Raw genomic sequence first — 25847 nt, forward strand, 5'->3', positions numbered from 1 at the left:
AACGATGTGAATGAACTCAAGACTGGTCAAACAAAGTTAGGCAACGATGTGAATGAACTCAAGACTGGTCAAACAAAGTTAAGCAACGATGTTATTGAACTTAAGACTGGTCAAACAAAGCTAGGGAACGACGTTATTGAACTTAAGACCGGACAGGCAGAACTTGGGCATAAAGCTGCGATGGTTGAACAAGCTATTAACGAGCTAAAAATTGAACAAAAAGAAAATCATAAAAGTGTAATTAAATATCTGGGAGACTATTCTGAAAAGATTACTGATCACTTTGATAATAAAACAGATGCATTAAATAAGCGAGTATTTGCAGTTGAAACGGAGTTACAACGTTTAAATAAGTAAAATAATTAAGATCAATAAACTGTATTTCGAGTGGATTACGAGTTTTCGGTAAGTATAAATAGAAAATTGTTACCGAATTTCAGAAAAAGAAGAATTTGGGTAACAATCAGCAGGTATTGTTACCCAAAATCAGAAAATGCCTAGAATTGGGTATGAATCCGTATCCAAATAACAAAAGAATCCCAAGTGCGATACCAGCACTTGGGATTCTTTTTATCATAGATATGGACTCTCATGCTTCGCTTTCAGCATATTCCAACGGCGGTCTACTTCCTTATCAAACATCTCCAGCATGTCTTTGCTATTTTCATTGAGTAAGTGTTTCGTTTTACCCATCAGCTTCAGCCATTCAGATACAGCTAATCGTTTATTTTTTTCCTCGGGGTTATAGGTAACCGTTGTAATGCCATGCTCCACTTCATAAAGAGGGAAGAAGCAGGAGTTAACCGCAGCCTCTACAATCGTTTGACCTAATTCATCCTTTGATTTCCAGTTCAATGGGCAGGTAATTAATATTTTTCCATATACCAAGCCTTCGTTATTCGCATACCATTGTGCTTTCGCGGCTTTCTTTAAAAGGTCTCTGTCAAAGGCTTCAGTCCCCGTAAATACATATGGGATGTGCGTAGCAGCCATGATTTGAGCGGTATCCTTGTGATGGAATGGCTTTCCATTTTGGAAGCCGCCAATATTCGATGTACTCGTCATATGTCCCATCGGAGTAGAGTAGGAGAGCTGACTGCCTGTATTCATGTAACCCTCATTATCATACTCAAGGATAATCATTTTATGATTACGTAAAGCCGTTCCAATTGCAGGGCCCATACCAATATCCATTCCACCGTCACCGGTAACCATAACAAAGGTAAAGTCATCACTTAGACCTAATTCTGCCAACTCACCGCGTCTCTTTCTTTCATGGAACATTTCTACCAGACCGGAAAGGGTAGCAGAGCCATTTTGGAAAAGGTTATGGATGTAGGTGGCTTTATGAGAGCTATATGGGAAGCCTGTTGTTACTACCATCGCACAACCTGTATGGAATAAAGCGACAATATCTCCTTCAATTCCTTTAAAGAACAATTCCAATCCAGAGAAGATGCCGCAGCCTGGACAAGCGCCGTGACCAGAAGCAAGACGTTTTGGTTTCTTCGTTAGACTCCGCATTGGCGGAATTTTCACTTTTAGTTCACCGGTTTTTTCATTAGGAGTTACCGTAATTAACCCCGTGTTCAAGTCTTCTTTTTTCATGGGATTTAGAACACGTTTTGGAGCAAATTCTGGGTCCCCTGGATTATGCCCAAAGTAGTCAAACTGCTTTTCTGCAAAGCCTTTTTCCGCAGCATCTATAGCCAATTGGAAAAAATGTTCAGCATCGTCAGCATAAAAATCTTTTCCGCCTAATCCGTAAATCCGGTTAATCACTTTTGTATGAGCATTACCAACGGTTTGCAAGGCCGCTCTTAATTCGAGCGCCATGTTGCCGCCATGTGCTCCATATGAGTCTGCACGGTCACCGACGGTAACGGCCTTAATGTTTTTCAAGGCTTCCGCTAATTGTTTTTGAGGGAAGGGACGGATCATATTTGGAGAAATCACCCCAGCTTTTATTCCCCGTATGCGAAGGCGGTCGACCACGTCTTTACAAACCTCCGCGGCTGAATTCAGCATAAATACAGCTACTTCGGCATCCTCCATACGATATAAATCAAGGATTGGATATTCCCGACCGGTTAATTCTGCATATTCTTTTGAAATTCTTTCGAAAACAGCCTCAGCATTGTACATTGCTTCAGATTGTTGATAGCAGTTATTAATATAGTCCGGTTCATTCATATAAGGACCGATGGTAACAGGATTCTCACGGTCTAAGGCATGAGGGAAGTTTGTAGGATTCTCCCCGATAAATTTCTGAACATCACTTCTATTTTTTATTACCTGTACTCGACGTTTTTGGTGGGAGGTGAAGTATCCATCAAATGAAACGATAACAGGCAGTCTAACGGCTGGATCTTCTGCTAGTTTTATCGCAATAATGTTCATATCATAGACAATTTGTGGATCACGTGCCATCAAGATTGGCCAACCGGTATTCAAACCAAAATATAAATCAGAATGATCTCCATGGATATTTAATGGACCGGATACAGAGCGGTTAACTAAATTTAATACCATTGGAAACCGGGTTCCGGATTGAACAGGGAGCTGCTCTAACATGTAAAGAAATCCATTAGCGCTCGTTGCGTTAAAAACTCGTCCGCCTCCAGTAGAAGCCCCGTAACATATTCCTGCTGAACCATGTTCTCCATCTGCAGGAATCAAAACGATATCATGTTCGCCTCTAGATTTCATCCCATCGAGGAATTGAGCAACCTCTGTGGAAGGGGAAATCGGGAAGTATCCCATTACATGGTAATTAATTTGATGTGCTGCATAGGCAGCCATTTCATTGCCAGATTCAAAGACAAAACTTTGCTCAACTGTTTCTTTTTCAGTTGTGAGCTTTTCCTGGTTTATTTCAATGGACATAAAATATCCCGTCCTTTCCTTAGTTTCGAGTGACTAAATCAAATATGTGGGGTACACGGTTTTTGTCCGCATAGCCGTCATTGAATTCTCTTTCTCCTGATAGCGCTTCCACAGGACAGGCCGTTACACATTTCAAACAGCCTTTGCAGTATTGATAGTCAATCCCACTGAGGAACATTTGTGGACGGCCTTTTTTGTCTGGTTTTTCCTCCCAAACAAAGCAAAAGTCTGGGCAGGCTGTATCACATGCAGCACAATTAATGCATTTATCCTCGTGAAAATGGGGGAGCATCCCAGCGCGTGAAATACTTAAATCCTTTAACATGCTGTTACCTGGATTTAGAATCATACCGCCGAGTGCCTGAGTTTCATATCCAAGCACTGGTACTGGTCTTGAAAAAGGGATAGGTTCCACTCCATCATCCGGAAGGTAGGTTTTGAATTCTACTTCATCAAACCCACGGTCAAACGTTCGAATATTTGGCTCAACCAGGTGTGGATATTTTTTTTCAAAGGTTCGCCGAATCGTTTGTTTCATCGAATCAGGGTCTAAAAAGTCCAAAATCCGATAAAGTGCACCCAGCATAGCGGTGTTGGCTTTTGTTTGTTCATCTAAAGCGATTCCAGTTGCATCAATAATGGCAATGGTACCGCCTGTAATTTTCATGAGTTTCTTAAGTTCGTCAGGGGATTTTTGTGAGTTTACTAGGATTGTACTGTCTGGATAGATCCCGCTTGTACAATCGATGGTCTTAAACAGGGCATCATGGAAAATGCCGACAACATGAGGGCGTTCTATTGGTGTGGTGTCTCGAATGTTTGTTTCCGGTGCACAGAAACGAATGTGTGCTTTTACTGGAGAGCCTTTTTTCTCTGAACCGTATGATGAAAAACCGATTCCATTTAGTCCGTTTCCAACAACTCCATCCTCGGAAAGCATTTTTCCTGCCAGATTAGCTCCTAAACCGCCAATCGACTCAAGACGGATTTCAAAAAAACCTAGATCATTTGTTTTTGGCAATTTTGACAAATGTATTCCCCCTATCTGTAAAACGGAGTTTAGTATAGAATATTATAAATATTCTATATATTAAGTTATTTCTATTGTAACAGGGCACAAAAACAATTACAACAGATATTTCTAACGATGGGTATTACCCCTAATGGTGTTGGAGTTGTTGTTTGAATACAATGTTTAAATTGATGACGTGATATATTACAGGAAGAGTTTTGTTATATAACAACCAGATTGGTGAGGAGGGTTTTAAAGATGATCATAATAGGGGGAGTTGTTTCTAGGTCACTTGAGCCCAGTTCACACATATACTGATTTAAGTTAGAATAAATATTTCTCCAAACCTGTTGTGATATCCGTGTTTTCGGTAAGAATTTAATACGAACAGGAGGGGATGTTAGTGAAATTTACGATTCAGTATATACCCCTGAGTAAAATCAAGCCAGATGTATCACTAAAAATTACTGAACACGTAAAGAAACTGCAAAGATTGATGTGGGACTGTATGTTTGTTTTGGTCGTCAGAAAAAATCGAAAAGATAACAACTACACAATCATAAGCGGGCAAGAGCGTTATGAATCGCTTCGAAAACACACAAAAAGTATTTATGCTCCATGTATCGTTGATAAAAGTACTCCTTCCGGAAGATTAACTTGGTTTCATCGTTTAAGAAGGAAACAACCGCTAGATGATTTTCCGCTAATACCATCAAGCTGGTCCATCGTACGGTCCTTTTTAAAGCAAGAACCTCGTTTTAAACAATTATCCCGATCCCAACAAATTAGAGTCCTTCTTTTAGCTGCACACTATAAAAAAACGGTTATCTATTCAATGAAAATGACCGTAGATGATATTTTGAGAGACCATTAAATTCCAGCATTTAGAAACTGTTCTTTTTATAAAAAGTCGATTCCCTATAAAATAGAGATCGACTTTTTTTACTTACTGGTACTAATGAGGAAATTAAACTTCTTTTGCTAATTCTTGCAGCCGTTCTTTGTCTCGAATCTTGTAGCAGCGTGATTGTTTTTCGATGATATTTGCATCGCATAATTGAGATAATACATGAAGTAAATGGCGGTAGGAGACACCAAGATATTCACATACTTCTGTGTGTTTTTCCTTGTATAAATCATGGTCTGCTGATAAAAGGATGAAGGCAGCAAGCCGGTTAATCAGCGGAAATGCTTGATTCTGCGCATACCTAGATGTAAACATCGTCTGCTTTTTACTTAAAAAAATGCATAAATATTTTAAAAAAGTGGCGTCCTTTAATAGTTTATCTTTACAGGCATGTATGGGTATGGCAAGACATACTACCTTAGTGGCTGTTTGAATACCTTTCGAATAACGTTCCGCATTTAATAATTCAATTTCCCCCATGAAGGTTGGAGCGTGTAAAAAATTGAGGAGTGACACTTTACCATTTTTTTGAGTGACATATAATTTCGCCTTACCCTCAACGAGATAGAACATATAGTCAGGATAGGAGCCCTCCTTAAAGATAAATTCACCTCGTTCAAACTGACACACCTGGATAATAGGGGTAATCGGAAAGGAAAAGAGCGATTCAATAGGATATTTTTCAATATAGAAACTTCTCATTGGTTCGATTAAAAACTGCATTTCTTCCTCCGTAAAAAAATATGAGATATCTCATATTATTGTAAGTATTTACGTGTTATGATGCAATGGATACGGAGGGGTCAAACTTGAATAATCAACAAACACTTAAACATTTAACAAATCCAAAAAAGTTAGTAATGAGTAATCAACGCTGGATGTCACTGAACTTTTTTGTATTTTTCTTAACTTGGGGAATATTCTTACCTTATTGGACTGGATGGCTCGTACAAGCTAAAGGACTCAGTGTAACCGAAGCGAGTATCATTATGGGATTCGGCTTATTAGCACGAGGGGTATCATCGCTGTTTGCTTTTCCACTAGCATCTAAGTTTATGAGCAGTCAAACCGTTGTTTTTGTTCTGACAGCGAGTTCACTTGTGGCTGCAATCCTATATATACCTTCTTCGTCCTTTGTCACACTTTTGGTTGTAACGTTGTTTTTTAGTGCCGCTTTTCCACCGCTGCTTCCTGCTCTTGATACAGCAGCAGGAAACTTGGTCCAACAAGGTGACGTTCATTATGGAAAAAGTCGATCGTATGGTTCAATTGGCTTTATTGTTTCTGTGCTCATCATTAGTATGGTAACGGGGTTTTTCGAGGAACAAGCTATTCTAACCAGTATGGTAATAGGGCTTTGTTTAATGCTATTCATGCACCTGTTGCCGACACCTGCAGTATTAGCAGTAAAGCCGACTGTGAAGGAGCACAAGGGGTCGCTTACATTCAAAGGTTTATGGCAGATAAAAAGTTTCCCGATTGTTTTACTTATTGTCATATTACTTCAAGGAGCACATGCTTCCTATTATAATTATGGCTATATCTACTTGCAGGATTTAGGTGTAAATAAATTTTATATCGGAATGATCATCAATATTGCAGTTATATTTGAAATTATTTACTTTTTGAAGGCAGATCACATCTTAAAAAAATGGAAGCCTTCATCATTATTAATTCTTGCTGCATCAGGATCCACTTTACGCTGGGTTCTCGTATTTGTATTTCCTAATGTATGGATTTTTATGATTTCACAAAGCTTGCATGCACTTTCGTTTGGTGTAGCTCATTACGCGTTTATGCTTTATATCACGAAAAATTTACCAAAACAGCAAATACCGAATGCACAAGGAATTTATTCAGCACTAGCATTAAGCTTTAGTACGGCAGTTTTAACCCTGATAGGGGGCTTTTTATACGAAGTCTCACCTACACTTTCATTTTTATCAATGATCATCTGTACGGTACCAGCGATATTTATTTTATTAGCGACCAGAACAAAATATCAATATTAACAAATACACCTCCCATTACATCAAATGGGAGGTATTTTTTATTATAAACTATTCAATCTTTACCTTAATTTGATCGACTGCATTATATCCATAACCCTTTCTATTCCAGTAGGGTTTGATTGGCTGGGTTCGACCATAAGAGTCAGTTGCTTTTGCCTTAATGGTATAAATACCTTTTTCTGCTGCCTTCCAATCATAAGTCCAAGAAACCCAGCTGTAACTTGAAATCGAATGAACAATCTTTACATCAATCCAAGTATCTCCATTATCCATGCTAATTTCTACTTTGGTAATATAGCCTCTACCTGTCCAAGCAATGCCTTTTATTACATGGTTGCCAGTATTTAATTTAGCCATATCTAATGGTTTTTGAATCGTCGAATTTACATTTATGGTAGTGACAGGATGTGCACCATTGTCATTGTCCTTATTTGGATAATATTTATAATCAATGCTCTGAAAGGGCCCAGTAAAGTTAGAACTTATTACACTTATTTGCTTAATCCATTTGACAGAAGCCATGCCATACCACTGTGGAACAATTAACCTCAATGGAAAACCGTGTTTAAAGGGTAGTGGTTGATTATTATATTCATAAGCAATTATTGTATCAGGATGTAGAGCCTTCTCGATTGGTAAACTTCTAATATAAGAGACGGCCTTGTCTAAATCCGTTCTTTCTCCAAAGTCATATCCTTCCACAACCACTTCTTTTGCACCATTTTCTATTCCTGTAAATTCTAGAAGCGTACCTAGTGTGACGCCCTTCCAGGAACCTTGACTAATAGCACCTTTTCCCCATTGTTCACCAAATACTTTAGGTTCAAAAAGACTGCGCTTATTACCTGAACATTCTAGGACCACCTCTATGGTTTTAGATGGTAATTGAAGGATATGTTGCATTGAAAGTAGTAGTGGGGTAGTGACCAGACCATTTATCGGAAGAAAATAGTTTGAATAGGTAAGCTTTGGATAAGAAAAGTGGTTGCGTCGATAAAATAAAGGGGGGTGAATGATATCGTTCTCCATAAATTGAATAGGTGTTTCCTGATTCTCTGGCTTCAACCTACGCGTTATTAAATATGGTTTTACAACCTGATGTTTTGGATCAGCCATCATTTCCTCCTTTTAATAAGCAGTCAATAATATTGTATGTTTTATGTGGTTGAAATAGGCTGTTTAACATTTAAACATATAGAACAGAAATACTAAAAGCTGGAGTGACCAAAGAATTGAAATTTTTAATGATGGAAGTTATTATCAATGAAATTGTGCAAAATAGTATTAATACGGTGTAAATATAATTTATACTATTATTACGTTGCAAACTTACATAGGGGGATAAAATGGAATTTTCTTTGTTAGTAGAGTATGGATGGGTTTTACTTATTTTGATTTTGTTAGAAGGCTTATTATCTGCAGATAATGCTTTGGTATTAGCGATTATGGCGAAGCATTTGCCAGAGGAACAGCAAAAAAAGGCGATAAATATTGGGTTATTATTAGCCTTTGTATTTAGGATTGGAGCTATTTTTATTATTTCGTTTTTGTTTCATGTTTGGTGGATTCAAGCGATAGGGGCTGCGTATTTAATCTTCATCGCATTAAAACATTTGCTTAAAAAAGATCATGGCGGTAAAGAGAAAGCTGGAAAAAGTTACCGAGCTACTGTAGCTCAAATTGCATTAGCCGATATAGCCTTTGCAGTTGATTCAATTTTAGCTGCAGTCGCTCTTGTTATAGCCTTACCCGGTACGCCAATGGGCGAAATCGGAGGAATGGATGGCGCGCAATTTATTGTCATCTTAATCGGCGCAATCGCCGGATTAATCGTGATTCGGTTTGCAGCAGGATTCTTTGTTAAAGTCCTGACACAACGCCCTAGCCTTGAAACAGCCGCGATGTTACTTGTTGGCTGGGTCGGGGTTAAACTGTTAATGCATACCCTTGCGCATCCAGCATTACACATTATTCCACATGATTTTGTAGAAGGACCGATTTGGAATACCATTTTTTGGTCTGTTATGCTCCTTATTGCATTAGGTGGCTGGTTTTTATCTGGTAAGAAAACAGGACAGTCTACGTAAGGAACAACATTATACAGAAATGGCTTGGAACCATATCAAGCCATTTTTTTATGTTTTTGGAAAGGGGAGCAATATGAAATTATCATTTGATCATTTAGTTTGGTTTAAACATAAACCTGAAAATGCGAAACAACCTCTATCAGAACAAGGAATCCGAGTGGTCCATGGCGGCCGTCATGAATCATGGGGAACCTATAATACACTCAGTTATTTTGATTTAAGCTATATAGAATTTTTGGGGATTGAACAGTTATCAATTGCTGAACAACATGAAGAGAATCGATTAATTACCCAAATTGTTCAGCAACTAGCTAAAGAGAATCGAGAAGGTCCTGCTAAAATAGCGATTCGTACAGATCGGATAAACGAATTAGCCACTAAGCTAAGAAAAGAACGTTTTACCGTACATGGTCCACTTCCTGGAAAACGTGTAACTGCAAGCGGAGAAGAGATCAAGTGGAATCTTCTTTTCATCGAGGACCAACCTAATCAGCTATCATTTCCATTTTTCATCCAATGGGAAAAAAGTGATGAGGAAAGATTGTCTTCCTTTAAGAAAAAAGGAATGGTAGGAAGGCATACTGGCGAAAATTCAAAACTTGAAAGCGTCGGATTTGTTGTAAGGGATTTAGAAGAAACGATAACAACTTGGGGGAAGTTATTAAATCTAACCCCGGGTGAAGAATTCAGGAACGATGTCTTACATGCACGCTGTCAAACATTAGAATTGCCTGGCACAAATCTATTTTTCTGCACACCTCTAGGTAATGGGCCAGCAGGAAAGGTCTTACATGAAAGGGGGGAAACACCTTTTCTGGTAAACTTAGCAGAAACCAATCAAAACATCTTTATTGAAATGTTAAATGGATATTGGCGATTTCAGTAAGGACGGGGTAAAAAAAAGAGGAGGATTTACATGGTAAACTCAAAATTAATTTTAGTAGAGGGGCTGCCTGGTTCAGGAAAATCCACAACGGCATCGATTACGAATGATATATTAAAAGAAATAAATGTAGATACAAAGCTGTTTCTTGAGGGAAATACTGAACACCCAGCCGATTATGAAGGAGGCTCTTACTTCTCGAAAACTGAATTTGACCAGCTCTTGCAACAGTATAATGAAGTTCAGCCTATTTTGTAAAACATGCCATTGAACGCTGTGATGGAGTTGTATTGCCGCAATTCAAGCTGAAACAAGACATAAATGAAACAATGGTTCCGAAATCCTTTTGGGATCAAATTTGGAATCATGATATTTATGAGCTGCCATTAGAAAAACACATAAAATTAATAACGGATAAATGGCAAAGGTTTGTAGAACAGGCGATGAAAGGGAATCAAACGTATATATTTGAATGCTGCTTTATCCAAAATCCTGTAACCATCGGAATGATCAAATATGGTGCCTCTCAGGAAGTTGTCATGAATTATGTAAAGCTATTAGCCGAAATCATTGAGCCGTTAAACCCCGTTCTAATTTATGTAGACCAACAAGATTTGTCGCAATCCTTTAAAAAGGCTGTCCAAGAACGTGCAAAAGAGTGGTCTGATAGTTTTATGGATTACTATAATAACCAAGACTATGGAAAAATCCATGGTGCTCAAGCGATTGAAGGAACACTAGCTGTTCTGGAAGCAAGAATTCAATTAGAGTCTTCGATTTTTAATGCATTAGATATAATAAAGGTTAAAATTGATAATTCTCAGTTTGAAATGGATTCTCATAAAAATAGGATTATGGAAATATTCATGAATACTGCAAAAATGTAATGAAAAAAATCAGAGTGCACTTTGCCTTTGATTTTTTTCATCGCTAATAAATTATTTTGTTGGATTGGTGACCAAAACGATAACACTTTTATCTAAATCAAAGTCCCAGTCAACAAAAATATCGATGACTTTGGTATTCAAGATCCCTTCAAAATGGTTATTGTTATGAAGCAATCCTTTTTCGAGCGTTCGCTTTGCTAACCTAAGCTGTTCTCGCATTCCTTGTCTGATTAACTGCTTTTCAATTCTAACTAATATTCCATTACGAATAATAAGAACAGTCCTATGATTCAATTGGCAGGCATAAATCTCTTCGGGCTTCTTTTCTGATTCGGAGCTTAAATTTATAATCTCTGAAATTAGTTCAGCTTTACCTGTAAATTCTTCTTTAATAGGTGCATCGATACCCGTTAAATCATTACATATCCCTGTGAACATCGCGGATTTATTATGTAGACCCCAGTCATAGTAAAATTCTCGTATTTCCATACCTGTAACAATCTTTATATAGGCTTTTATTTCAGGAATCAGTGTTTGCATAACTAAATCCCTAGTCTGCTGAACACTTTCATCTTGTTTTTGATTCATAAGTACCTTTTCTGTTGGAGATAAGAAATTCCGAATATAGAAAATAATAAAGGTTTTACCTAGTGAAACGTGCACCGATTCTGGACCTTTACCAAAATTGTCTCGAAGGATTTTACCAATGTAACTGCTTAGCTCGGTTGTTTTTTTATATGTTTCTGTTTCCATAATCGTGTCTCCTTTTAAAACTAGGTCGTATACCCTAGGTTACCCTTTTTATTGGAAATAATTAGCATGGTTTGTACCTTCGAATAAAAATATAATGTTAGTAGGTGAAGGGACAGAAAGCCATTCGCTTTGAGGAGTAGGATATGTTTTCAAGCATGGGCAACAAGGTTTTAATAGACACATATTTTAGTGCAGTAAAGCTAAAGCTAGACGAAGATTTTATAAAATTGTTAGAAGAAGAAATAGATAGAAGAGGGATACAATTAGATAAGGTTTAAAGAATGGTATAAACCATATCTTTTTGACTTACGATTCTTTAACCTTTTTCCAACTGTTAATAGGTTGGAATGTAATAAGACCAGCGAATGGCTTCTTGCTCTTCACTTCTTTTATTGAAAAAGTGGCTATAAAAATATCAGACTACTTATACTTTTTAAAAAGCTAGGCATTAGTCTAGCTTTTTCTTATAGTAATTTTGATTAAGTGGTTATTTTCCCTAATATCTCATTTAATAGTTTTGTATAATTCTATATAATGAGAATTAGTAAAAAATTATTAACTGGACAGAGAAAAATCTGAAAATATATTTTTGATAATGGAGTGCTAGAAATGTTAATTATCCGTAACGTAACGATGAATGATTTACCTGACCTTGTAATTATTGAACAAATTTGCTTTCCTATAGAAGAAGCAGCAACGGAAGAATCGTTTAAAAAACGTATTCAATTAATTCCAGATAGTTTTTTTGTGGCGGAAGAGTGTGGGGTGATTGTGGGTTTAGTCAATGGCCCAGTGATTGAAACGGAATTTATTACAGATGATCTGTTTGATGAGATTAAGGCAAATCCAGCATTTGGCGGGCATCAAACGGTTTTAGGTGTAGCAGTGACTCCTCACTTTCAAACCCGGGGTGTGGCAACAGCATTACTAGGACATCTTGAAAATGATGCATTATCAAAAAAACGTGAGAGTATAACATTAACTTGTAAAGAAGATTTAATTCAATTTTATGAAAATTTAGGGTATAAAAATAGGGGTGTTTCAAAATCAGAGCACGGCGGGGTAACATGGTACAACATGATTAAAAAATTGTAAGGCAGTTTTATAAGTTGAATATGAACCTATTACATATGGAGATTTCACTGAAATCCAAAGTAATAATTGGAAGACTTTTTTAAGGAAAGGCGTGAAACATATGTACGAATTAAAAACAAAAGAAACGGACAATAGTGTCATTGAGTTTATCGAACAAGTGGAGAGTCCTAAAAAACGTGAAGATGCATACAGATTATTGGATATTTTCACGGAGACTACCGGATTTGAAGCGAAAATGTGGGGTCCAAGTATTATTGGTTTTGGATCCTACCATTACAAATATGAATCTGGTCATGAAGGTGATGCACCGCTAGTCGGCTTTTCCCCGAGGAAAGCCAAAATTAGTTTATACTTTGCACCAGGTGAACCGAAGAGGGAAGAATTATTAAAACAGTTTGGTAAACACACTACAGGGAAAGCGTGTGTGTACGTTAATAAAGTTGCAGATATTGATGTAGATGTTTTAAAAGCATTAATTAATGAATCCGTATCCTTTTTAAAAGAAATGTATTCTGCAATATAACGCAGATGAGTCCCTTATTTACAATCATACTGATTGCAGAAGAAGGGACTCTATTTCATTTGCTTAAAGAGTCATTATCAAGGAAGTAAGCCGGCTATTCCTAATAGTGAAAGAACAATTTCAAATAGGATGAGGATTACAATAATCCATTCGACGAATAGTCCGCGAATCGAGTGACTGATGGTCGAAAATCCATCCATTATGTTGTAAAGAATTTCCGTTTTACTTTTCAAGATTTTATAACGATCATTTAATTCGAAGAACTCCAGCATCCTGTCATAAAATTCACCTGCTGTACTGCTTGTCCAAGTGATATCAGGCTTATCAAGAATCATGATGTAAGCAAGGGTATTATACTCGTGACGGATAATTTTAGCCGTCGTCCTAGCTAATTCCTTATTTCCAATTCTCAGCTTGCCTTTCTCTAGACGGTCAATCATCGTTTCGAGTTTATCATTAATTTGCCCCAGCTGTTCCTCGGTCTTTTCCAATGCCACCGATTTTGCCAGGACAGTAGAAATTAATTCAGGATAGTAACTTTCATATTCAGGAACGACCACATACTCGTCTGTTAACTCAATGCTTTCGGTTTCCTTGATGTGCAAGCTGTAATCATCGCTATATCTGTCTACACTTTTGACATCAATGTCCGGCTCGAAGGAGTGGAGGTAGTTTAAAAAAGCGGTTACTTCATTTGGAGTAGAATGATTAATGAAAACAATGCTGCCAAAGGAAAAAACAAGGACCATTTGAGATTCGTCTACATTTTGGAAGAGGATTGATTTTAATATATCACCTTTTAAAATTAACGGCTCCTCCCAGGTGAATTTCTTCGGTATCCCACAATGAATGGCAATTTTGTTTAAATCTATTTCATGTGTTATCGCGAAGGCTTTAAAGGTTAAATCTCTCATTATTCACCACTCTCTTCTTTTTTATTTAGTATATGAACCATAGTGTTAAATTAATGAAGGATTAGTGAAAAAAGTAGCTATGTATATGTTACATACATAGCTACTTTTAAAATACAATGTAATACTTTCTCCGTAAACACAAATAATAAAAAATAAAGGAGAGATGTTGATGGATGAATTAAAGGACTATGTTGCAGCTGACTTGTCATCAAATTTAGTGAGTGAAATCAAATCACTTGAAGAAAAGCTTAGCGACCAAGCGAATAAAGAAGTAGTGGTTATTGCTTACGAAAAAGACAAATAAAAACAAAAAAAGAGCCGTTTAAAAATGACGGCTCTTTACTCTATTTTGCAAATACATGATTTCCAACTGTTTTTACTACTTCACGGGTAGTGATCCATGTATCCGTTGCGATATCTGGATTATAAAAATATACGCTATCATTCAATCGATCTTGTCGAGTTAATGCTTCTTCAACTGCTCGAATTGATTCATCTGATGCTTGATTATTAATTTCACCATTTTGAACGGGTGAAAAGGCATAAGCGTCACCGACTACTTCATTGATTACTCCTGATATTGTATTTGGAAATTCAGGTGAATCCACTCGGTTTAATACCACAGTTGCAACGGCTACTTTTCCTTCATAAGATTCACCTTTTGCTTCTGCCTCTACTAATCTTGCAAATAGATCTTTCTCTTCATTTGAAATAGAAACCGCTGGTGTTTCTGGATCTTGTTCTGGTTCTGTTTCTGGATTTACTACTTCAGGCTCTGATGTTCCCTGTTCAGTAGTAACGGCTGCGTCCACCTTTTTTTCTTCAGATTGTTTTTCAAAAAGGTCCGGTTTATAGGGAATGAATTCTTTTTCGTCATCGAATTCACTATTTTCTTGTTTCATTTCATACATGATTGGACCAGATGCATAAGCTTGTCCAAGTTCAGTTAGGCTGTCTACATTTACAACTTGATATTCCGTAATCGCTTCAACTGTAGGATTGTGTACTCCTATAAATGCAATTGTAGCTACACAAGCTACCGCAACTTTTTTAAAATAAGTGTTTTTCATGTGTGCTACCTCCTGTTGTTTTGTATGATATAACACTAACATGGGCAGGCACACGTTATACAGAACGATAAGGTTACATTTCTTTATAGTTTGATGAACAACATTACAGTAGAGGTGACAATATGACAATATGCCTATTATCCTGTCATATTCAACCCATTTTTGCGGTATAGAGGAAGATCTTGGAACCAAGGGGAGGGTTCTTCCGGCCTTGGTATTTCGGAAATGAAAATATATAGGCATTGTGATACGATTACCATATTAAATTAATAAATATATTGGAGATGGATTTACATGCTAATTTGGAAGCGTAATTTGTGGGTGCTATGGATTGGGGTATTTTTCACTTCAGCTAGTTTCTCCATGGTTATCCCGTTTTTGCCTATTTTCCTGCTTCAAATTGGTGTGCATGAACATACAGAAGTTTGGTCGGGTCTGTTATTTAGTGCCGCTTTTTTTGCCGGAGCGATTGCTTCTCCGTTCTGGGGGAGAGTGGCAGATAAATATGGAAGAAAGCCGTTGCTGATCCGAGCAGGATTAGCTTTATTTGTTGTTTATACATTAACTGCTTTTGTTACAAATCCATATCAGCTATTAGGGTTACGAATTACGCAAGGATTGCTAAGTGGATTCATTCCTGGAGCCATCGCTCTTATCGGAACCAATACTCCTAGCAACAAAGTCGGATATGCATTATCGATGATATCCTCCGCTTCAGCATCTGGGGGAATTGTTGGTCCTTTATTAGGTGGAGGAATTGCTTCCTTAGTAGGGAATAGAGTGGCGTTTGGCAGTGCAGGAATGTTTGCGCTCATTTCCACGCTGCTTGTTATCTTTTGGGTGACGGAAGAAAACTTTACTCCTAGTAAAGGAAAAGGCTCGATCATGAATGATTTTAAAGTGGCAGCCTCCAATCGTTCATTGATGCTGGTACTTGCTCTAACTGCGATTACATCCGGTTCAATCATGACGATTGAACCCGTGCTGCCATTATATATCGTGGATCTCGGTGGTTCATCCCAGCATGCCTCGTTACTGGCAGGAATAGTATTTTCTCTTCCTGGTATCGCAAGTGTCATTTTTGCTCCGATATGGGGAAGATGGGCTGACAAGGTCGGTTTCCAAAAAGTCTTATTTATTGGATTAATGGGTGGGGGAATCGGAACCATTTCCCAAATTATCTTCAGCAATATCTGGGGATTTTCAATTACCCGATTCATATTTGGTATCTTTTTCTGTGCCGTATTCCCAGCACTAAACGGCCTGGTGGTAAGGTCAACACCAAAAGATTTCCGCGGCCGGGCATTTGGTTTACATCAAACCTCTAACCAGATAGGCGGGATGATTGGCCCGATAATCGGCGGAATCCTCGGTGGTTTTTTTCCTGTTCAAACGGTTTTCGTTGTAACGGGTATTTTACTTCTCGCTGCTACAGGTATGGCTTATTGGAAGTCTAATGATTTAAATCGCGAGCTGAAAACGAAAGTCGTAACCGAGAAGTAAATTTAAAAAGGATATAAATAGTATGTAATGAAGCCAACAATGATGCCCGTTATTGCACCAAAAAAGACCTCTGTTGGTTGATGCCCTAGTAATTCTTTTAATTTTTCTCTAGACTCCGGTTTCTTTAAATTGGGGTCTTTTAGCGTTTCAATCAGACTGTTAAAATCAGATAAGAGAGTATTTAGTATTTCTGCATGGTATCCTGCATGCCTTCTAACACCCATCGCATCGTGCATAACGATTGCGGAAACCACAACACAAATAGCAAATTCAGTTGACTTAAATCCTGACATCAGTCCAATAACAGTCGTTAAGGAAATAATCATGGCAGTATGAGAACTTGGCATTCCACCAGTACTAAACATTAAATTCCATCTTAATTCCTTTGAGGCTATAAAGTGGATCGGAATTTTTACGAATTGGGCAATGAACATCCCTGAAAATGCAGCCAAAATAGGACAGGATAATAACATAATAACCCCCTAGATATTTATGTATGTTATCTATTATAGTATCAAATAATCGCTTATTTAACCGGAAGAGTTATGAAGAAAATGGGACCAAGGGGAAGGTTCTTCTGGCCGAAAGAGGCCAGGAGAACCTTCCCCTTGGTGTTTTTAATTTAATGTTTCAATTGTCGCTATTAATTGTTGCATTGCTTCTTGATCATCGGAGCCCGAAGCTTCTAAACTAATCTCGGCATTGTAGGGGATGGCTAAAGATAAAACGCCCATTATCGATTTACAGTTAACTTTATGACCATTGTAGGTAAGGTAAATATCAGACTCGAATTGTGACGTTACCTGGACCAATTGGTTTATTGCGCGACTGTCTAAACCTGACTTTCTATTTAGTTGAATTGTTTTTAAGACCATTGAGGAAACACTCCTTATCATTCTGGTTAATTCACACTCTTTTATGTATGAAAGATACAATCCAAATATGACACCGTCCCCTTGGTGTTCCCTTGGTCCTGCTATATCCCTAGAATTTCACTTAATTTCTCTTGATCAAAACCCAAAACAACCTGTGATCCATTTTCATCCTCAACGACAGTAGCAGGTGTTGCAGAGGCACCTAATTCAACAATTTCATCAAGGTACGCAGGATTTTCTCTGATATTTCTATCCTCAAATTCAATCCCATTATCCTTTAACCATAATTTTTCAGCAGTACAAGGACCGCAGCCTTCTTGAGTGTAAATCACAACTTTACGCATATCCATTCCTCCTTAAATCATTATATTTACCATCTTAAACTTTTCATTAATAAAAGTCTCATTTCATGTTTATCATCATGTAGTGTTCATATAATCATTTACTTAACATACATATACAGTAAGAAGACAAGCTGTTGTATATAATGAAAAACAATGAAAAGGAGATAGGAACAAGGGGATGGAGTTCTTACAAGAAATCATAACGAATTATGGTTCATTTTTATCATTAGACGCTTTGGTAGATGTATTAACAGATCCCGCAAGTTGGGGAATCATTGGCACCCTGGTCATTCTAGAAGGGTTATTATCAGCTGATAATGCGTTAGTACTTGCTGTTTTGGTAAAGCACTTGCCTGAAGAACAACGAAAGAAAGCACTTTTCTATGGTATTATAGGAGCTTATCTATTTCGGGTAATTGCGATTGGAATTGGTGTTACTTTAATTAATATTGGCTGGATCAAGATCGTCGGCGGTCACTATCTCCTTTGGCTGGTCCTCCAACACTTTATGAACAAAAGAGATGGAGAGGAAGATATTCAAACCAAACAAGTGGGTTTTTGGAGCACAGTCTTAACTGTAGAGCTTATGGATATCGCGTTTAGTATCGATAGTGTTATCGCTGCGTTTGGTGTATCAAATCAAGTTTGGGTCCTTTTTTTTGGCGGAATTTTAGGAATATTAATGATGCGTGGTGTAGCACAATTATTCTTAGCATTGATTGAAAGAATACCTGAATTTGAAACCACTGCATTTATCTTAATTGGAATTATTGGATTGAGAATGATTGCAGCAGCCTTTGGTTTCCAAATGCACGAAGTTATCTTCTTTAGTATATTAATCGGAATCTTTATAGGGACATTCCTTGTACATTTTTTGAAAGGAAAGCTGACAACTAGATAAAAGTATGGTGAAAATGACTATCATGTTGCGAGTACAATTGATAGTCATTTTTTTTATTTATTTCAATCCCATTACACGAATTCTTTTGTAATCAGCTATCCATTTACCATCTATATATAAAATTCCTTTTAAATTGTTCTCCACCTTCGTTATTATTCTCTCGGTTCTTTCTTCATCAATACCTTCAAAAAAAGTATTTCCAAACATTTTAATCCAATTCCTTAATCCGTGTTCACCATCTAATGGGGTTGTCCTATCAAAGTGCTCTGCAAAGGTAACCCTGAACCCTGCGTCTTCCATCAAAGATGTATATTCACCAATACTAGGATAATACCAAGGGATTTGTTCCATGTTAAATTCAATTCCTGATTGATTTATTTGGTTAATAATTTCATTGGTAATAATCTGAACATTTCCTTTACCTCCAAATTCAGCAACAAATCTTCCACTAGATTTTAAGCTGCGATAAATGCTTTGCAAACCCAATTTTGGCTGTTTTACCCAATGGAGAGTTGCATTAGAGAATACTGCATCAAATTCCGAATTGAACCCTAAATCTGTCACTTCTCGTAGGACAAATTTTATTTCGGGGTATTTCACTAATGCTTGGTTAAGCATATTTTGTGAATTGTCTATCCCGACCACATTTCCTCCAATATCATACATTTTTTTTGCCAAATCACCTGTCCCACAGCCAAGATCAAGAATTTTCTCTCCTTCTTTTAAAGCTAATAAATCAATAAGATTATTTCCGTACTTTGAAACAAATGAATGGTTTTGATCATATAGATTGGCATTCCAATTGTCTTTAGTGCTTTGAATTTTCAATATCAATTTCTCCTTTATCGATTAAATATGTAGTCTTGAAGTACACTCATAAATTATGTTTAAAAAATTATTACCGAATGATTAAAAAGTTTTCTAAATTATTATAAAATAAGATAATACTAAAAAGTTGTTATTTACACTTTTTTTACAATTAAGGGGGCAGGGTTTATGCGTGAAGAGGGATACATAAAGGTAACTGGCGGAAGAGTTTGGTATCAGAAGTTTAATGAAAATTCCGTAGGGACCCCTGTCATCATTTTGCATGGAGGTCCAGGTTCATCAAGCTACTCATTAGAAGGTTTACAGGCACTCCAAGAAGATAGACCTGTTATTTTATACGATCAATTAGGCTGTGGAAGGTCAGATCGTCCAACAGACACGTCTCTTTGGCAGCTTGACCGCTTTGTGGAAGAATTAGATCAGGTAAGAGAAGCATTAAATTTAGATGAAGTACATATTTTAGGTCATTCATGGGGTACAACCTTGGCGGCCGCATATTGTTTAACAAAACCACGTGGGGTAAAGAGTGTTATTTTTTCAAGTCCATGCCTAAGTGCTCCCCGTTGGGAGCAGGACCAGATCGAAAATCTTAAAAAACTTCCTTTAGAAGTCCAAGAAACCATTAAACAATGTGAGGAAAATGGAACCACCGATTCAGAGGAATTTAAAGCTGCCATTCAGGAATTTAACAAAGCATTTGTTTGTCGGGTACAGGAAGAACCAGACCCTGAATGGGTTAAAAAGGGAGCAGGATATCGAAATCCGGAAATCTATAATATTATGTGGGGTCCATCTGAATTCAGCGTAAAAGGTAATTTAAAGTCTTTTGATTGTACATCCCGATTAAATGAAATCAGCAGTCCGACCTTATTTACATGTGGACGATACGATGAGGCTACACCTGAATCCACGCAGTACTTTAGCAGCCTAGTGCCTAATGGGCAATTTCATGTTTTTGAGAACAGTGCTCATATGCCTTATTTTGAAGAAAAAGATGAGTTTATACAAGTTGTAGGAAATTTTTTAAATACAATCGATCTTGATTAATCTCTAAAAAAAATCCACCATATTGGTGGATTTTTTAAGTTCAATGTCTAATTTACTAACTATTACTCGTTCATTCTATCCTGATCTAAAGCTTCGACTTCTTGTTCTTCTACATCGACATCCTGTTCTATAGCTTGGACTTCTTGTTCTTCTACATCGACATCCTGTTCTATAACTTCGACAACATGATCAACTGCTTCGACATCATGATTTTGAAGGGAAACGGCAGAATGTTCTGCCGGATACTGAAATACGTCTGCCGCTTGAATAATAGATGGATCATAATACACAAATTCAACGTGCTGGTTATTATCGATATTCTGTTTTTTAAACTTCGTGTCCGCAACATGGATGTCTGAAGATTCATCTTTCCGGTCCTTCTTTTTTTTATACGACTTGTCCTTATAACGGATGTCTGAAGTTTCATTCTTTCTGTACTTCTTTTTTTCGAACTGCTTGTCCTTAACATGGATGTCTGAAGATTCATCCTTATGGTGCTTCTTTTTATTCTTTCCTTTAGGTGACATTCTATTACTCTCCTTATTTATTTTTGTTTACAATCATATTAATGGTGTAAATAATGGAATTTGATTTGAATCATTTTCACTATTTGCACCTTTATATTGAAATTTCCATTATCAGCATATGCATTTAGTTACTAAAATTCCTGCACTATTCGTCCAAAAGTACACAAGAAAAAGGCTAAAAAAGAAAAATATGGTATAATTCGGTGTAGATGTGTAGAATTTCGAATGGCTGGTGGATAAAATATTCGGACGGACATTCTCTGACATAGGTACCAGTGAGTAGCGTGGAGGAACTGCTTTACCACCAACATCATCAAGCTTGGGCTGTTAAAGAGGGTTTAAAGCATTGTCTTCATTTGAAAGAAGGCTGAAACGATTGAAACTATTATCCGTTATGCTTGGTGGATTCTTTGGAGCAATATCTAGATACAGTATCGGGGAATGGATACAACCTGCTAATGGGTTTCCGCTGGGAACCTTATTAATAAATCTCTTAGGTTGTTTTTTACTTAGTTGGATCCTAACTGTGATAACGATAAAGAAGTCTATTAGAGTCGAATTTACTTTATTTATAGGTACGGGGTTTATCGGTTCATTCACAACTTTTTCTACCTTTTCAGTTGAGACCATACTGTTATTTCATAATGGGCAAATTGTGTATGGGGTCATTTATATTTTAGTGAGCATAATTTTCGGAATATGGCTTGCTTACCTTGGCTTTAAATTGGCTTGTATTAATGTAGAAAAAGGGGAAACACATTGATTTGGTTAATCGGTATAGGCGGTTCTTTTGGGGCAGCCGCTCGATATTTATTGGGTAATTTTATAAATAGAAAAAAGAAACTCAGTCCTTTCCCACTGGGGACTTGGCTAATCAATATTACGGGTTCCTTTCTATTGGGGGTATTGGCCAATCTTCATCTGTCGAATGAAATCAGTGATGGGGTATGGTTTTTTGTTGGGATAGGGTTTTGTGGAGCTTACACCACTTTTTCAACCTTCGGTTATGAAACAATAACCTTGTTACAATCAAATAAAAAAGTTTTGGCAGGTATATATGTTTTATCATCCGTATTTGTAAGTATCTTAACAGCGGCGATAGGGTTTCTTATATAGTTGGGGGATTTCGTATCTGTGAGAATAGAACGTGCCGGACAAAATGAAAAACGGTTATTTTCTATACGGTTAACGGAAAATAAGAGAGGGGAACTTGGCAATCTAATTTGGGGGTACAGAACTGTGAATTCTAAATATGGACCATTATTTAAGTCATTTACATTTAAAAACGGAGTTGAAATAAAAAATCGAATCGTAATGGCACCAATGACGAATTGGTCATCGAATCCTGATGGAACTGTGACAGAAGCAGAAGTCAATTATTATGCCAGGCGCTCCGCCGGAGTAGGAATGGTCATTACCGCATGTACATATGTTACAGCGAATGGAAAAGGTTTTCATGGTGAATTTGGCGGGGACAGAGATGAATTAATTCCTAGCTTACAAAAGCTAGCGACTGGAATTAAAGAGCAGGGAGCTAAAGCCATTTTACAAATTTTTCACGGCGGAAGGCAGGTACCACCTGAATTAATCCCAAATGGTGATGTAGTTAGTGCAAGCAGTATTCCTGTAGAAGGAGTCGGAAAGCCTGTACCAAGAGAGTTATCTGAACAAGAAGTAGAATCCATTGTGCTTGACTTTGGTGAGGCTGCCCGACGAGCGATTGAAGCAGGTTATGATGGTGTTGAAATCCACGGCGCAAACGGCTACTTAATTCAACAATTTTTCTCTCCTCATTCCAATCGCCGAGAAGACCGCTGGGGAGGCAGTCTCGAGGATCGCTTAACCTTTCCGTTAGCAGTTGTCGATGAGGTAAAGAGAGTGGCAGCTGAGCATGCAAATGGCCCATTCATTGTCGGTTATCGCTTTTCACCGGAAGAGTCCGAAACTCCAGGCATCACAATGGCCGATACACTTGTCCTGCTAGATGCTCTTGCAAAAAAAGACTTAGATTACCTTCATGTTTCATTACAAGATTTTTGGTCAACTCCTAGGAGAGGGGTGGATGATACCCGTTCACGAATTGAAATTATTCAAGAACGAGTTGGTGACGATGTGCCTGTGATTGGTGTTGGGTCTATTTATACTCCGGATGAAGCTCTAAAAGCTATCCAAACAGGGGTTTCACTGATTGCATTAGGCCGGGAGCTCATTATCGATCCAGATTGGGTGCAAAAGATTTCGGAAGGTAAAGAGACAGAGATTGTTACAAGAATTAACAAAGATAACCAGGAACAGTTAGTGATCCCAGATCCACTGTGGCAAGCTATCATTCATACACCTGGTTGGTTCCCGGGAGTTAATTAATAGAAAGAGTTCATCCCTAATTTGGATGAACTCTTTTACTGTTTATATTCAACATTATAAGAATCTTCCCAGAATGAACTGATAGTATCCTATTTTGGTTCGGACTTTGGACCACAATTTCAGGCTTAGCACCCTATTTATTTATCCAGGATTTATCCTATATTGGTTTATTTCTCCTATTAACCATACAGGGATGAGAAATCATCATCTATTTTGGAGAGACTGTTTTGACAAAATAACTTGAATAAAATATTAGAACAGATAAATAATAGTCTTAGTGTTAACATAACACTAATCTTCAATGTGGAGGGATATACTTTGAATATACTCTTTAGCATACTAAGAGCTTTAATGCTTTTCGGAATTAGATTAACCTATTTCATTAACTATCTTCAATCAAAGTTGAATTTTATGTTAAGGAAGCAGGTTAAGCTGAGCCCAGTGTATTCATAAAGTATTGTCTGTTTCGCATTGTCGTAAGGAAAGGTGAGCATAGCCCTATGCTCGCCTTTTTTAAATGGAAAAAAGTCCATTATACCACTTCCAATTTCAGTAATGCTGTATATTTTTTATGTAAGCGCTTTAAAAATTAACAAAATAATTAAAATAGTCAAATAATATTGACGAAGCCCTTTTACAGTGATAATCTTATTAATAATTTAAAATGAATCAATGACGAGAAGAGTAGGATTTGCTGTTTGTCCCTAAGAGAGTCGACATTTGCTGAGAGTCGATGGCAGGGCTTATCTGAAAATCATCTCCGAGATGTGTAGCTGAAAATCTGAAAGTAAGCTATACCGGAATAATCCGCCGTTACATGGGACACGTATAATCAAAATACGTTGATCGAGAGCCGCAGCCTGGTGATTTTTGCTGCGGAAGTAGGGTGGTATCGCGAGTTAACTCGTCCCTATTCAAGGGGCGGGTTTTTTGTTGTTTACAAAAACCTAAAAGAGCCTTTCTAAAATGATGGCAAATTTTTAAAATGAAAGAGGAGGAAAGTGAAATGAATCAACAAGTTGACCAAAAAGAAAAAGCCTTTCAAGTAGAGGATATCATTATTGCAAGCCACACCATTAAGGATGTGATTTCGCCAACTCCTCTACAGTATAATCACTTATTATCAGAGCGATATGGCTGTCATATTTACTTGAAGAGAGAAGACCTGCAAAGTGTTCGCTCCTTTAAAATCCGCGGTGCTTATAATCGCATTAAGAAGCTAACAGAGGAAGAATTAGAAAATGGGATTATCTGTGCCAGTGCTGGTAACCACGCACAGGGAGTCGCTTATTCTTGCAATCATTTAAAAATTAATGGAAAAGTCTTTATGCCAAGTACCACTCCAAAACAAAAGGTGAATCAAGTGAAATTTTGGGGTAAGGAAAATGTAGAAATTGTTTTGGTAGGAGATACCTTTGACGACGCTTATGAAAAAGCGATGGAATGCAGTCAGGTTGAAAATAGAACGTTTATCCACCCATTCGATGATCCAGACGTTATTGCTGGTCAAGGGACAGTAGCAGTAGAACTGCTGAATGAATGCCCAGAAAAAATCGATTACCTATTTGCGGCAATTGGTGGTGGAGGCCTTATCTCGGGTGTTGGTACGTATATGCAGCATTTCTCACCAGAGACAACATTAATTGGTGTCGAGCCGCAGGGTGCCGCAGGAATGAAGGAGTCGATTTCAAAAGGTGAAGTAACTTCATTGAAAGAAATTGACCCATTTGTTGACGGTGCAGCGGTGAAGACTGTCGGTTCCATGACCTATAATATCTGCAAAGAGTTCGTAAAGGATATTGTTGTTGTTCCTGAAGGAAAGGTTTGTACGACATTACTAGCACTTTATAATGAAAATGCGATCGTCGTTGAGCCTACAGGTGCGCTGTCAATTGCAGCGTTAGATGAATATGCCGACGAAATAAAAGGGAAAACAGTTGTCTGCATCGTCAGTGGAGGTAACAATGATATCGGTCGTATGCAGGAAATTAAAGAGCGCTCGAAGCTCTATGAAGGACTGCGACATTATTTTATCGTCCAATTTCCACAACGCCCAGGTGCATTACGTGAGTTTCTCGATGATGTTTTGGGACCAAATGATGATATCAGCCATTTCGAATATACGAAAAAGAACAATCGTGAAACCGGACCAGCTTTAGTCGGGATTGAACTAAAAACCAAAGAGGATTACTATCCATTAATGGAACGGATTAAAGCAAAGGGATTTGTCTTTCGCGAAGTGAATAATGACAGTACCTTGTTCCAAATGCTTGTATAAAACAAAGAGCCCGCTAATGGGCTCTTTATTATTGGCTGTTTTCGCAAAGATTGTTGTTTTTATTATTGGTTAATAACGTTTTTTGCTTAAGTCGCCTCTGGTTCGGACACCAGGCCTATTAGTTTCATCAAGCTTGTCTGAAGTCGCCACA

At 37.5% G+C, this 25847-nt stretch carries 28 protein-coding genes, 1 pseudogene and 1 other annotated feature; of the genes and pseudogenes, 17 read left to right on the forward strand and 12 right to left on the reverse strand.

Features of this window, described 5'->3' with window-relative positions:
* On the forward strand, window positions 1-357 hold a 357-nt coding region (locus MLOOGBEN_RS18005), incomplete at its 5' end, for a hypothetical protein (protein ID WP_218781240.1).
* Window positions 358-573: 216 nt separating this feature from the next.
* Here MLOOGBEN_RS18005 and MLOOGBEN_RS18010 read toward each other — a convergent pair.
* Window positions 574-2886 (reverse strand): thiamine pyrophosphate-dependent enzyme, encoded by a 2313-nt coding sequence (locus MLOOGBEN_RS18010; protein ID WP_179159653.1) that lies wholly within the window; start codon window positions 2884-2886, stop codon window positions 574-576.
* A gap of 19 nt (window positions 2887-2905) precedes the next feature.
* On the reverse strand, window positions 2906-3916 hold the full coding sequence (locus MLOOGBEN_RS18015; RefSeq protein ID WP_179159654.1) for a 2-oxoacid:acceptor oxidoreductase family protein: 1011 nt from the start codon (window positions 3914-3916) through the stop codon (window positions 2906-2908).
* Between the two features lie 385 nt (window positions 3917-4301).
* Here MLOOGBEN_RS18015 and MLOOGBEN_RS18020 point away from each other — a divergent pair, with 385 nt between their 5' ends.
* Window positions 4302-4772, forward strand: a complete 471-nt coding sequence (locus MLOOGBEN_RS18020; protein ID WP_179159655.1) for a hypothetical protein — start codon at window positions 4302-4304, stop codon at window positions 4770-4772.
* A 93-nt stretch (window positions 4773-4865) separates the two neighbouring features.
* Here MLOOGBEN_RS18020 and yeiL read toward each other — a convergent pair whose 3' ends face one another.
* On the reverse strand, window positions 4866-5528 hold the full coding sequence (yeiL, locus tag MLOOGBEN_RS18025) for a transcriptional regulator YeiL (RefSeq protein WP_179159656.1): 663 nt from the start codon (window positions 5526-5528) through the stop codon (window positions 4866-4868).
* 137 nt (window positions 5529-5665) lie between these two features.
* On the opposite strand from yeiL, the gene MLOOGBEN_RS18030 reads away from it, so the two are divergent.
* Window positions 5666-6817, forward strand: a complete 1152-nt coding sequence (locus MLOOGBEN_RS18030) for an MFS transporter (RefSeq protein WP_179159755.1) — start codon at window positions 5666-5668, stop codon at window positions 6815-6817.
* A gap of 48 nt (window positions 6818-6865) precedes the next feature.
* Here MLOOGBEN_RS18030 and MLOOGBEN_RS18035 read toward each other — a convergent pair whose 3' ends face one another.
* On the reverse strand, window positions 6866-7933 hold the full coding sequence (locus tag MLOOGBEN_RS18035; RefSeq protein ID WP_179159657.1) for a sulfite oxidase: 1068 nt from the start codon (window positions 7931-7933) through the stop codon (window positions 6866-6868).
* Between the two features lie 230 nt (window positions 7934-8163).
* On the opposite strand from MLOOGBEN_RS18035, the gene MLOOGBEN_RS18040 reads away from it, so the two are divergent.
* From MLOOGBEN_RS18040 to MLOOGBEN_RS18050, 3 genes and pseudogenes are all read left to right on the forward strand, one after another.
* Window positions 8164-8904 (forward strand): TerC family protein, encoded by a 741-nt coding sequence (locus MLOOGBEN_RS18040; protein WP_179159658.1) that lies wholly within the window; start codon window positions 8164-8166, stop codon window positions 8902-8904.
* Between the two features lie 73 nt (window positions 8905-8977).
* Entirely contained in the window at window positions 8978-9790 is an 813-nt protein-coding gene (locus tag MLOOGBEN_RS18045) for a VOC family protein (protein ID WP_179159659.1), read from the forward strand.
* 30 nt (window positions 9791-9820) lie between these two features.
* Window positions 9821-10674, forward strand: a pseudogene (locus MLOOGBEN_RS18050) (P-loop NTPase family protein).
* 51 nt (window positions 10675-10725) lie between these two features.
* Here the strand turns inward: MLOOGBEN_RS18050 and MLOOGBEN_RS18055 are convergent.
* Window positions 10726-11427, reverse strand: coding sequence for a Na-translocating system protein MpsC family protein (locus MLOOGBEN_RS18055; RefSeq protein WP_179159660.1), 702 nt, complete (start codon window positions 11425-11427; stop codon window positions 10726-10728).
* Window positions 11428-11570: 143 nt separating this feature from the next.
* Here MLOOGBEN_RS18055 and sda point away from each other — a divergent pair, with 143 nt between their 5' ends.
* The 3 genes from sda to MLOOGBEN_RS18070 all read left to right on the forward strand — a co-directional run bounded on the left by sda (window position 11571) and on the right by MLOOGBEN_RS18070 (window position 13045).
* Window positions 11571-11705: a sporulation histidine kinase inhibitor Sda gene (sda, locus tag MLOOGBEN_RS18060; protein WP_256989158.1), complete on the forward strand. Its 135-nt coding sequence runs from the start codon at window positions 11571-11573 to the stop codon at window positions 11703-11705.
* Window positions 11706-12036: 331 nt separating this feature from the next.
* Window positions 12037-12522, forward strand: a complete 486-nt coding sequence (locus tag MLOOGBEN_RS18065) for a GNAT family N-acetyltransferase (RefSeq protein WP_179159661.1) — start codon at window positions 12037-12039, stop codon at window positions 12520-12522.
* Window positions 12523-12622: 100 nt separating this feature from the next.
* A complete protein-coding gene (locus MLOOGBEN_RS18070) occupies window positions 12623-13045 on the forward strand; it encodes a DUF1801 domain-containing protein (protein WP_179159662.1) in 423 nt (140 codons plus the stop codon).
* Window positions 13046-13122: 77 nt separating this feature from the next.
* Here MLOOGBEN_RS18070 and MLOOGBEN_RS18075 read toward each other — a convergent pair whose 3' ends face one another.
* Complete coding sequence (locus MLOOGBEN_RS18075) at window positions 13123-13959, reverse strand: RMD1 family protein (protein WP_179159663.1); 837 nt, start codon at window positions 13957-13959, stop codon at window positions 13123-13125.
* 169 nt (window positions 13960-14128) lie between these two features.
* Between MLOOGBEN_RS18075 and MLOOGBEN_RS29340 the strand changes: the two genes are divergently transcribed.
* A complete protein-coding gene (locus MLOOGBEN_RS29340) occupies window positions 14129-14263 on the forward strand; it encodes a hypothetical protein (RefSeq protein ID WP_256989159.1) in 135 nt (44 codons plus the stop codon).
* 40 nt (window positions 14264-14303) lie between these two features.
* Here MLOOGBEN_RS29340 and MLOOGBEN_RS18080 read toward each other — a convergent pair whose 3' ends face one another.
* Complete coding sequence (locus MLOOGBEN_RS18080; protein ID WP_179159664.1) at window positions 14304-15029, reverse strand: cell wall hydrolase; 726 nt, start codon at window positions 15027-15029, stop codon at window positions 14304-14306.
* 294 nt (window positions 15030-15323) lie between these two features.
* Between MLOOGBEN_RS18080 and MLOOGBEN_RS18085 the strand changes: the two genes are divergently transcribed.
* Window positions 15324-16532, forward strand: a complete 1209-nt coding sequence (locus tag MLOOGBEN_RS18085) for an MFS transporter (RefSeq protein ID WP_179159665.1) — start codon at window positions 15324-15326, stop codon at window positions 16530-16532.
* Window positions 16533-16534: 2 nt separating this feature from the next.
* On the opposite strand, the gene MLOOGBEN_RS18090 is transcribed toward MLOOGBEN_RS18085, so the two are convergent.
* The 3 genes from MLOOGBEN_RS18090 to MLOOGBEN_RS18100 form a co-directional block, all read right to left on the reverse strand.
* On the reverse strand, window positions 16535-17005 hold the full coding sequence (locus tag MLOOGBEN_RS18090) for a divergent PAP2 family protein (protein WP_179159666.1): 471 nt from the start codon (window positions 17003-17005) through the stop codon (window positions 16535-16537).
* A gap of 144 nt (window positions 17006-17149) precedes the next feature.
* Window positions 17150-17407, reverse strand: a complete 258-nt coding sequence (locus MLOOGBEN_RS18095) for an HPr family phosphocarrier protein (RefSeq protein WP_179159667.1) — start codon at window positions 17405-17407, stop codon at window positions 17150-17152.
* 101 nt (window positions 17408-17508) lie between these two features.
* Complete coding sequence (locus tag MLOOGBEN_RS18100; protein WP_179159668.1) at window positions 17509-17751, reverse strand: glutaredoxin family protein; 243 nt, start codon at window positions 17749-17751, stop codon at window positions 17509-17511.
* A gap of 178 nt (window positions 17752-17929) precedes the next feature.
* Between MLOOGBEN_RS18100 and MLOOGBEN_RS18105 the strand changes: the two genes are divergently transcribed.
* The gene (locus MLOOGBEN_RS18105) at window positions 17930-18652 is read left to right on the forward strand and encodes a TerC family protein (protein WP_179159669.1); all 723 of its coding nucleotides are present in this window, start codon (window positions 17930-17932) and stop codon (window positions 18650-18652) included.
* Window positions 18653-18709: 57 nt separating this feature from the next.
* On the opposite strand, the gene MLOOGBEN_RS18110 is transcribed toward MLOOGBEN_RS18105, so the two are convergent.
* Complete coding sequence (locus tag MLOOGBEN_RS18110) at window positions 18710-19483, reverse strand: class I SAM-dependent methyltransferase (protein ID WP_179159757.1); 774 nt, start codon at window positions 19481-19483, stop codon at window positions 18710-18712.
* A 165-nt stretch (window positions 19484-19648) separates the two neighbouring features.
* Between MLOOGBEN_RS18110 and MLOOGBEN_RS18115 the strand changes: the two genes are divergently transcribed.
* Window positions 19649-20527, forward strand: a complete 879-nt coding sequence (locus MLOOGBEN_RS18115) for a proline iminopeptidase-family hydrolase (protein WP_179159670.1) — start codon at window positions 19649-19651, stop codon at window positions 20525-20527.
* A gap of 62 nt (window positions 20528-20589) precedes the next feature.
* Here MLOOGBEN_RS18115 and MLOOGBEN_RS18120 read toward each other — a convergent pair whose 3' ends face one another.
* Window positions 20590-21054: a hypothetical protein gene (locus MLOOGBEN_RS18120; RefSeq protein WP_179159671.1), complete on the reverse strand. Its 465-nt coding sequence runs from the start codon at window positions 21052-21054 to the stop codon at window positions 20590-20592.
* 346 nt (window positions 21055-21400) lie between these two features.
* On the opposite strand from MLOOGBEN_RS18120, the gene crcB (MLOOGBEN_RS18125) reads away from it, so the two are divergent.
* From crcB (MLOOGBEN_RS18125) to ilvA, 4 genes are all read left to right on the forward strand, one after another.
* The gene (gene crcB / locus MLOOGBEN_RS18125) at window positions 21401-21817 is read left to right on the forward strand and encodes a fluoride efflux transporter CrcB (RefSeq protein ID WP_256989161.1); all 417 of its coding nucleotides are present in this window, start codon (window positions 21401-21403) and stop codon (window positions 21815-21817) included.
* The gene (crcB, locus tag MLOOGBEN_RS18130; RefSeq protein ID WP_179159672.1) at window positions 21814-22170 is read left to right on the forward strand and encodes a fluoride efflux transporter CrcB; all 357 of its coding nucleotides are present in this window, start codon (window positions 21814-21816) and stop codon (window positions 22168-22170) included. The genes crcB (MLOOGBEN_RS18125) and crcB (MLOOGBEN_RS18130) overlap by 4 nt, the downstream gene beginning before the upstream one ends.
* 123 nt (window positions 22171-22293) lie before the next feature.
* The gene (locus tag MLOOGBEN_RS18135) at window positions 22294-23418 is read left to right on the forward strand and encodes an NADH-dependent flavin oxidoreductase (RefSeq protein ID WP_179159759.1); all 1125 of its coding nucleotides are present in this window, start codon (window positions 22294-22296) and stop codon (window positions 23416-23418) included.
* Window positions 23419-24081: 663 nt separating this feature from the next.
* Window positions 24082-24333 (forward strand) — a binding site (T-box leader).
* A 91-nt stretch (window positions 24334-24424) separates the two neighbouring features.
* Window positions 24425-25696, forward strand: a complete 1272-nt coding sequence (ilvA, locus tag MLOOGBEN_RS18140; protein WP_179159673.1) for a threonine ammonia-lyase IlvA — start codon at window positions 24425-24427, stop codon at window positions 25694-25696.
* Window positions 25697-25847 lie beyond the last annotated feature (151 nt).

Source organism: Bacillus sp. EB106-08-02-XG196 (genome assembly GCF_013396335.1).
Lineage (GTDB): Bacteria > Bacillota > Bacilli > Bacillales > Cytobacillaceae > Neobacillus.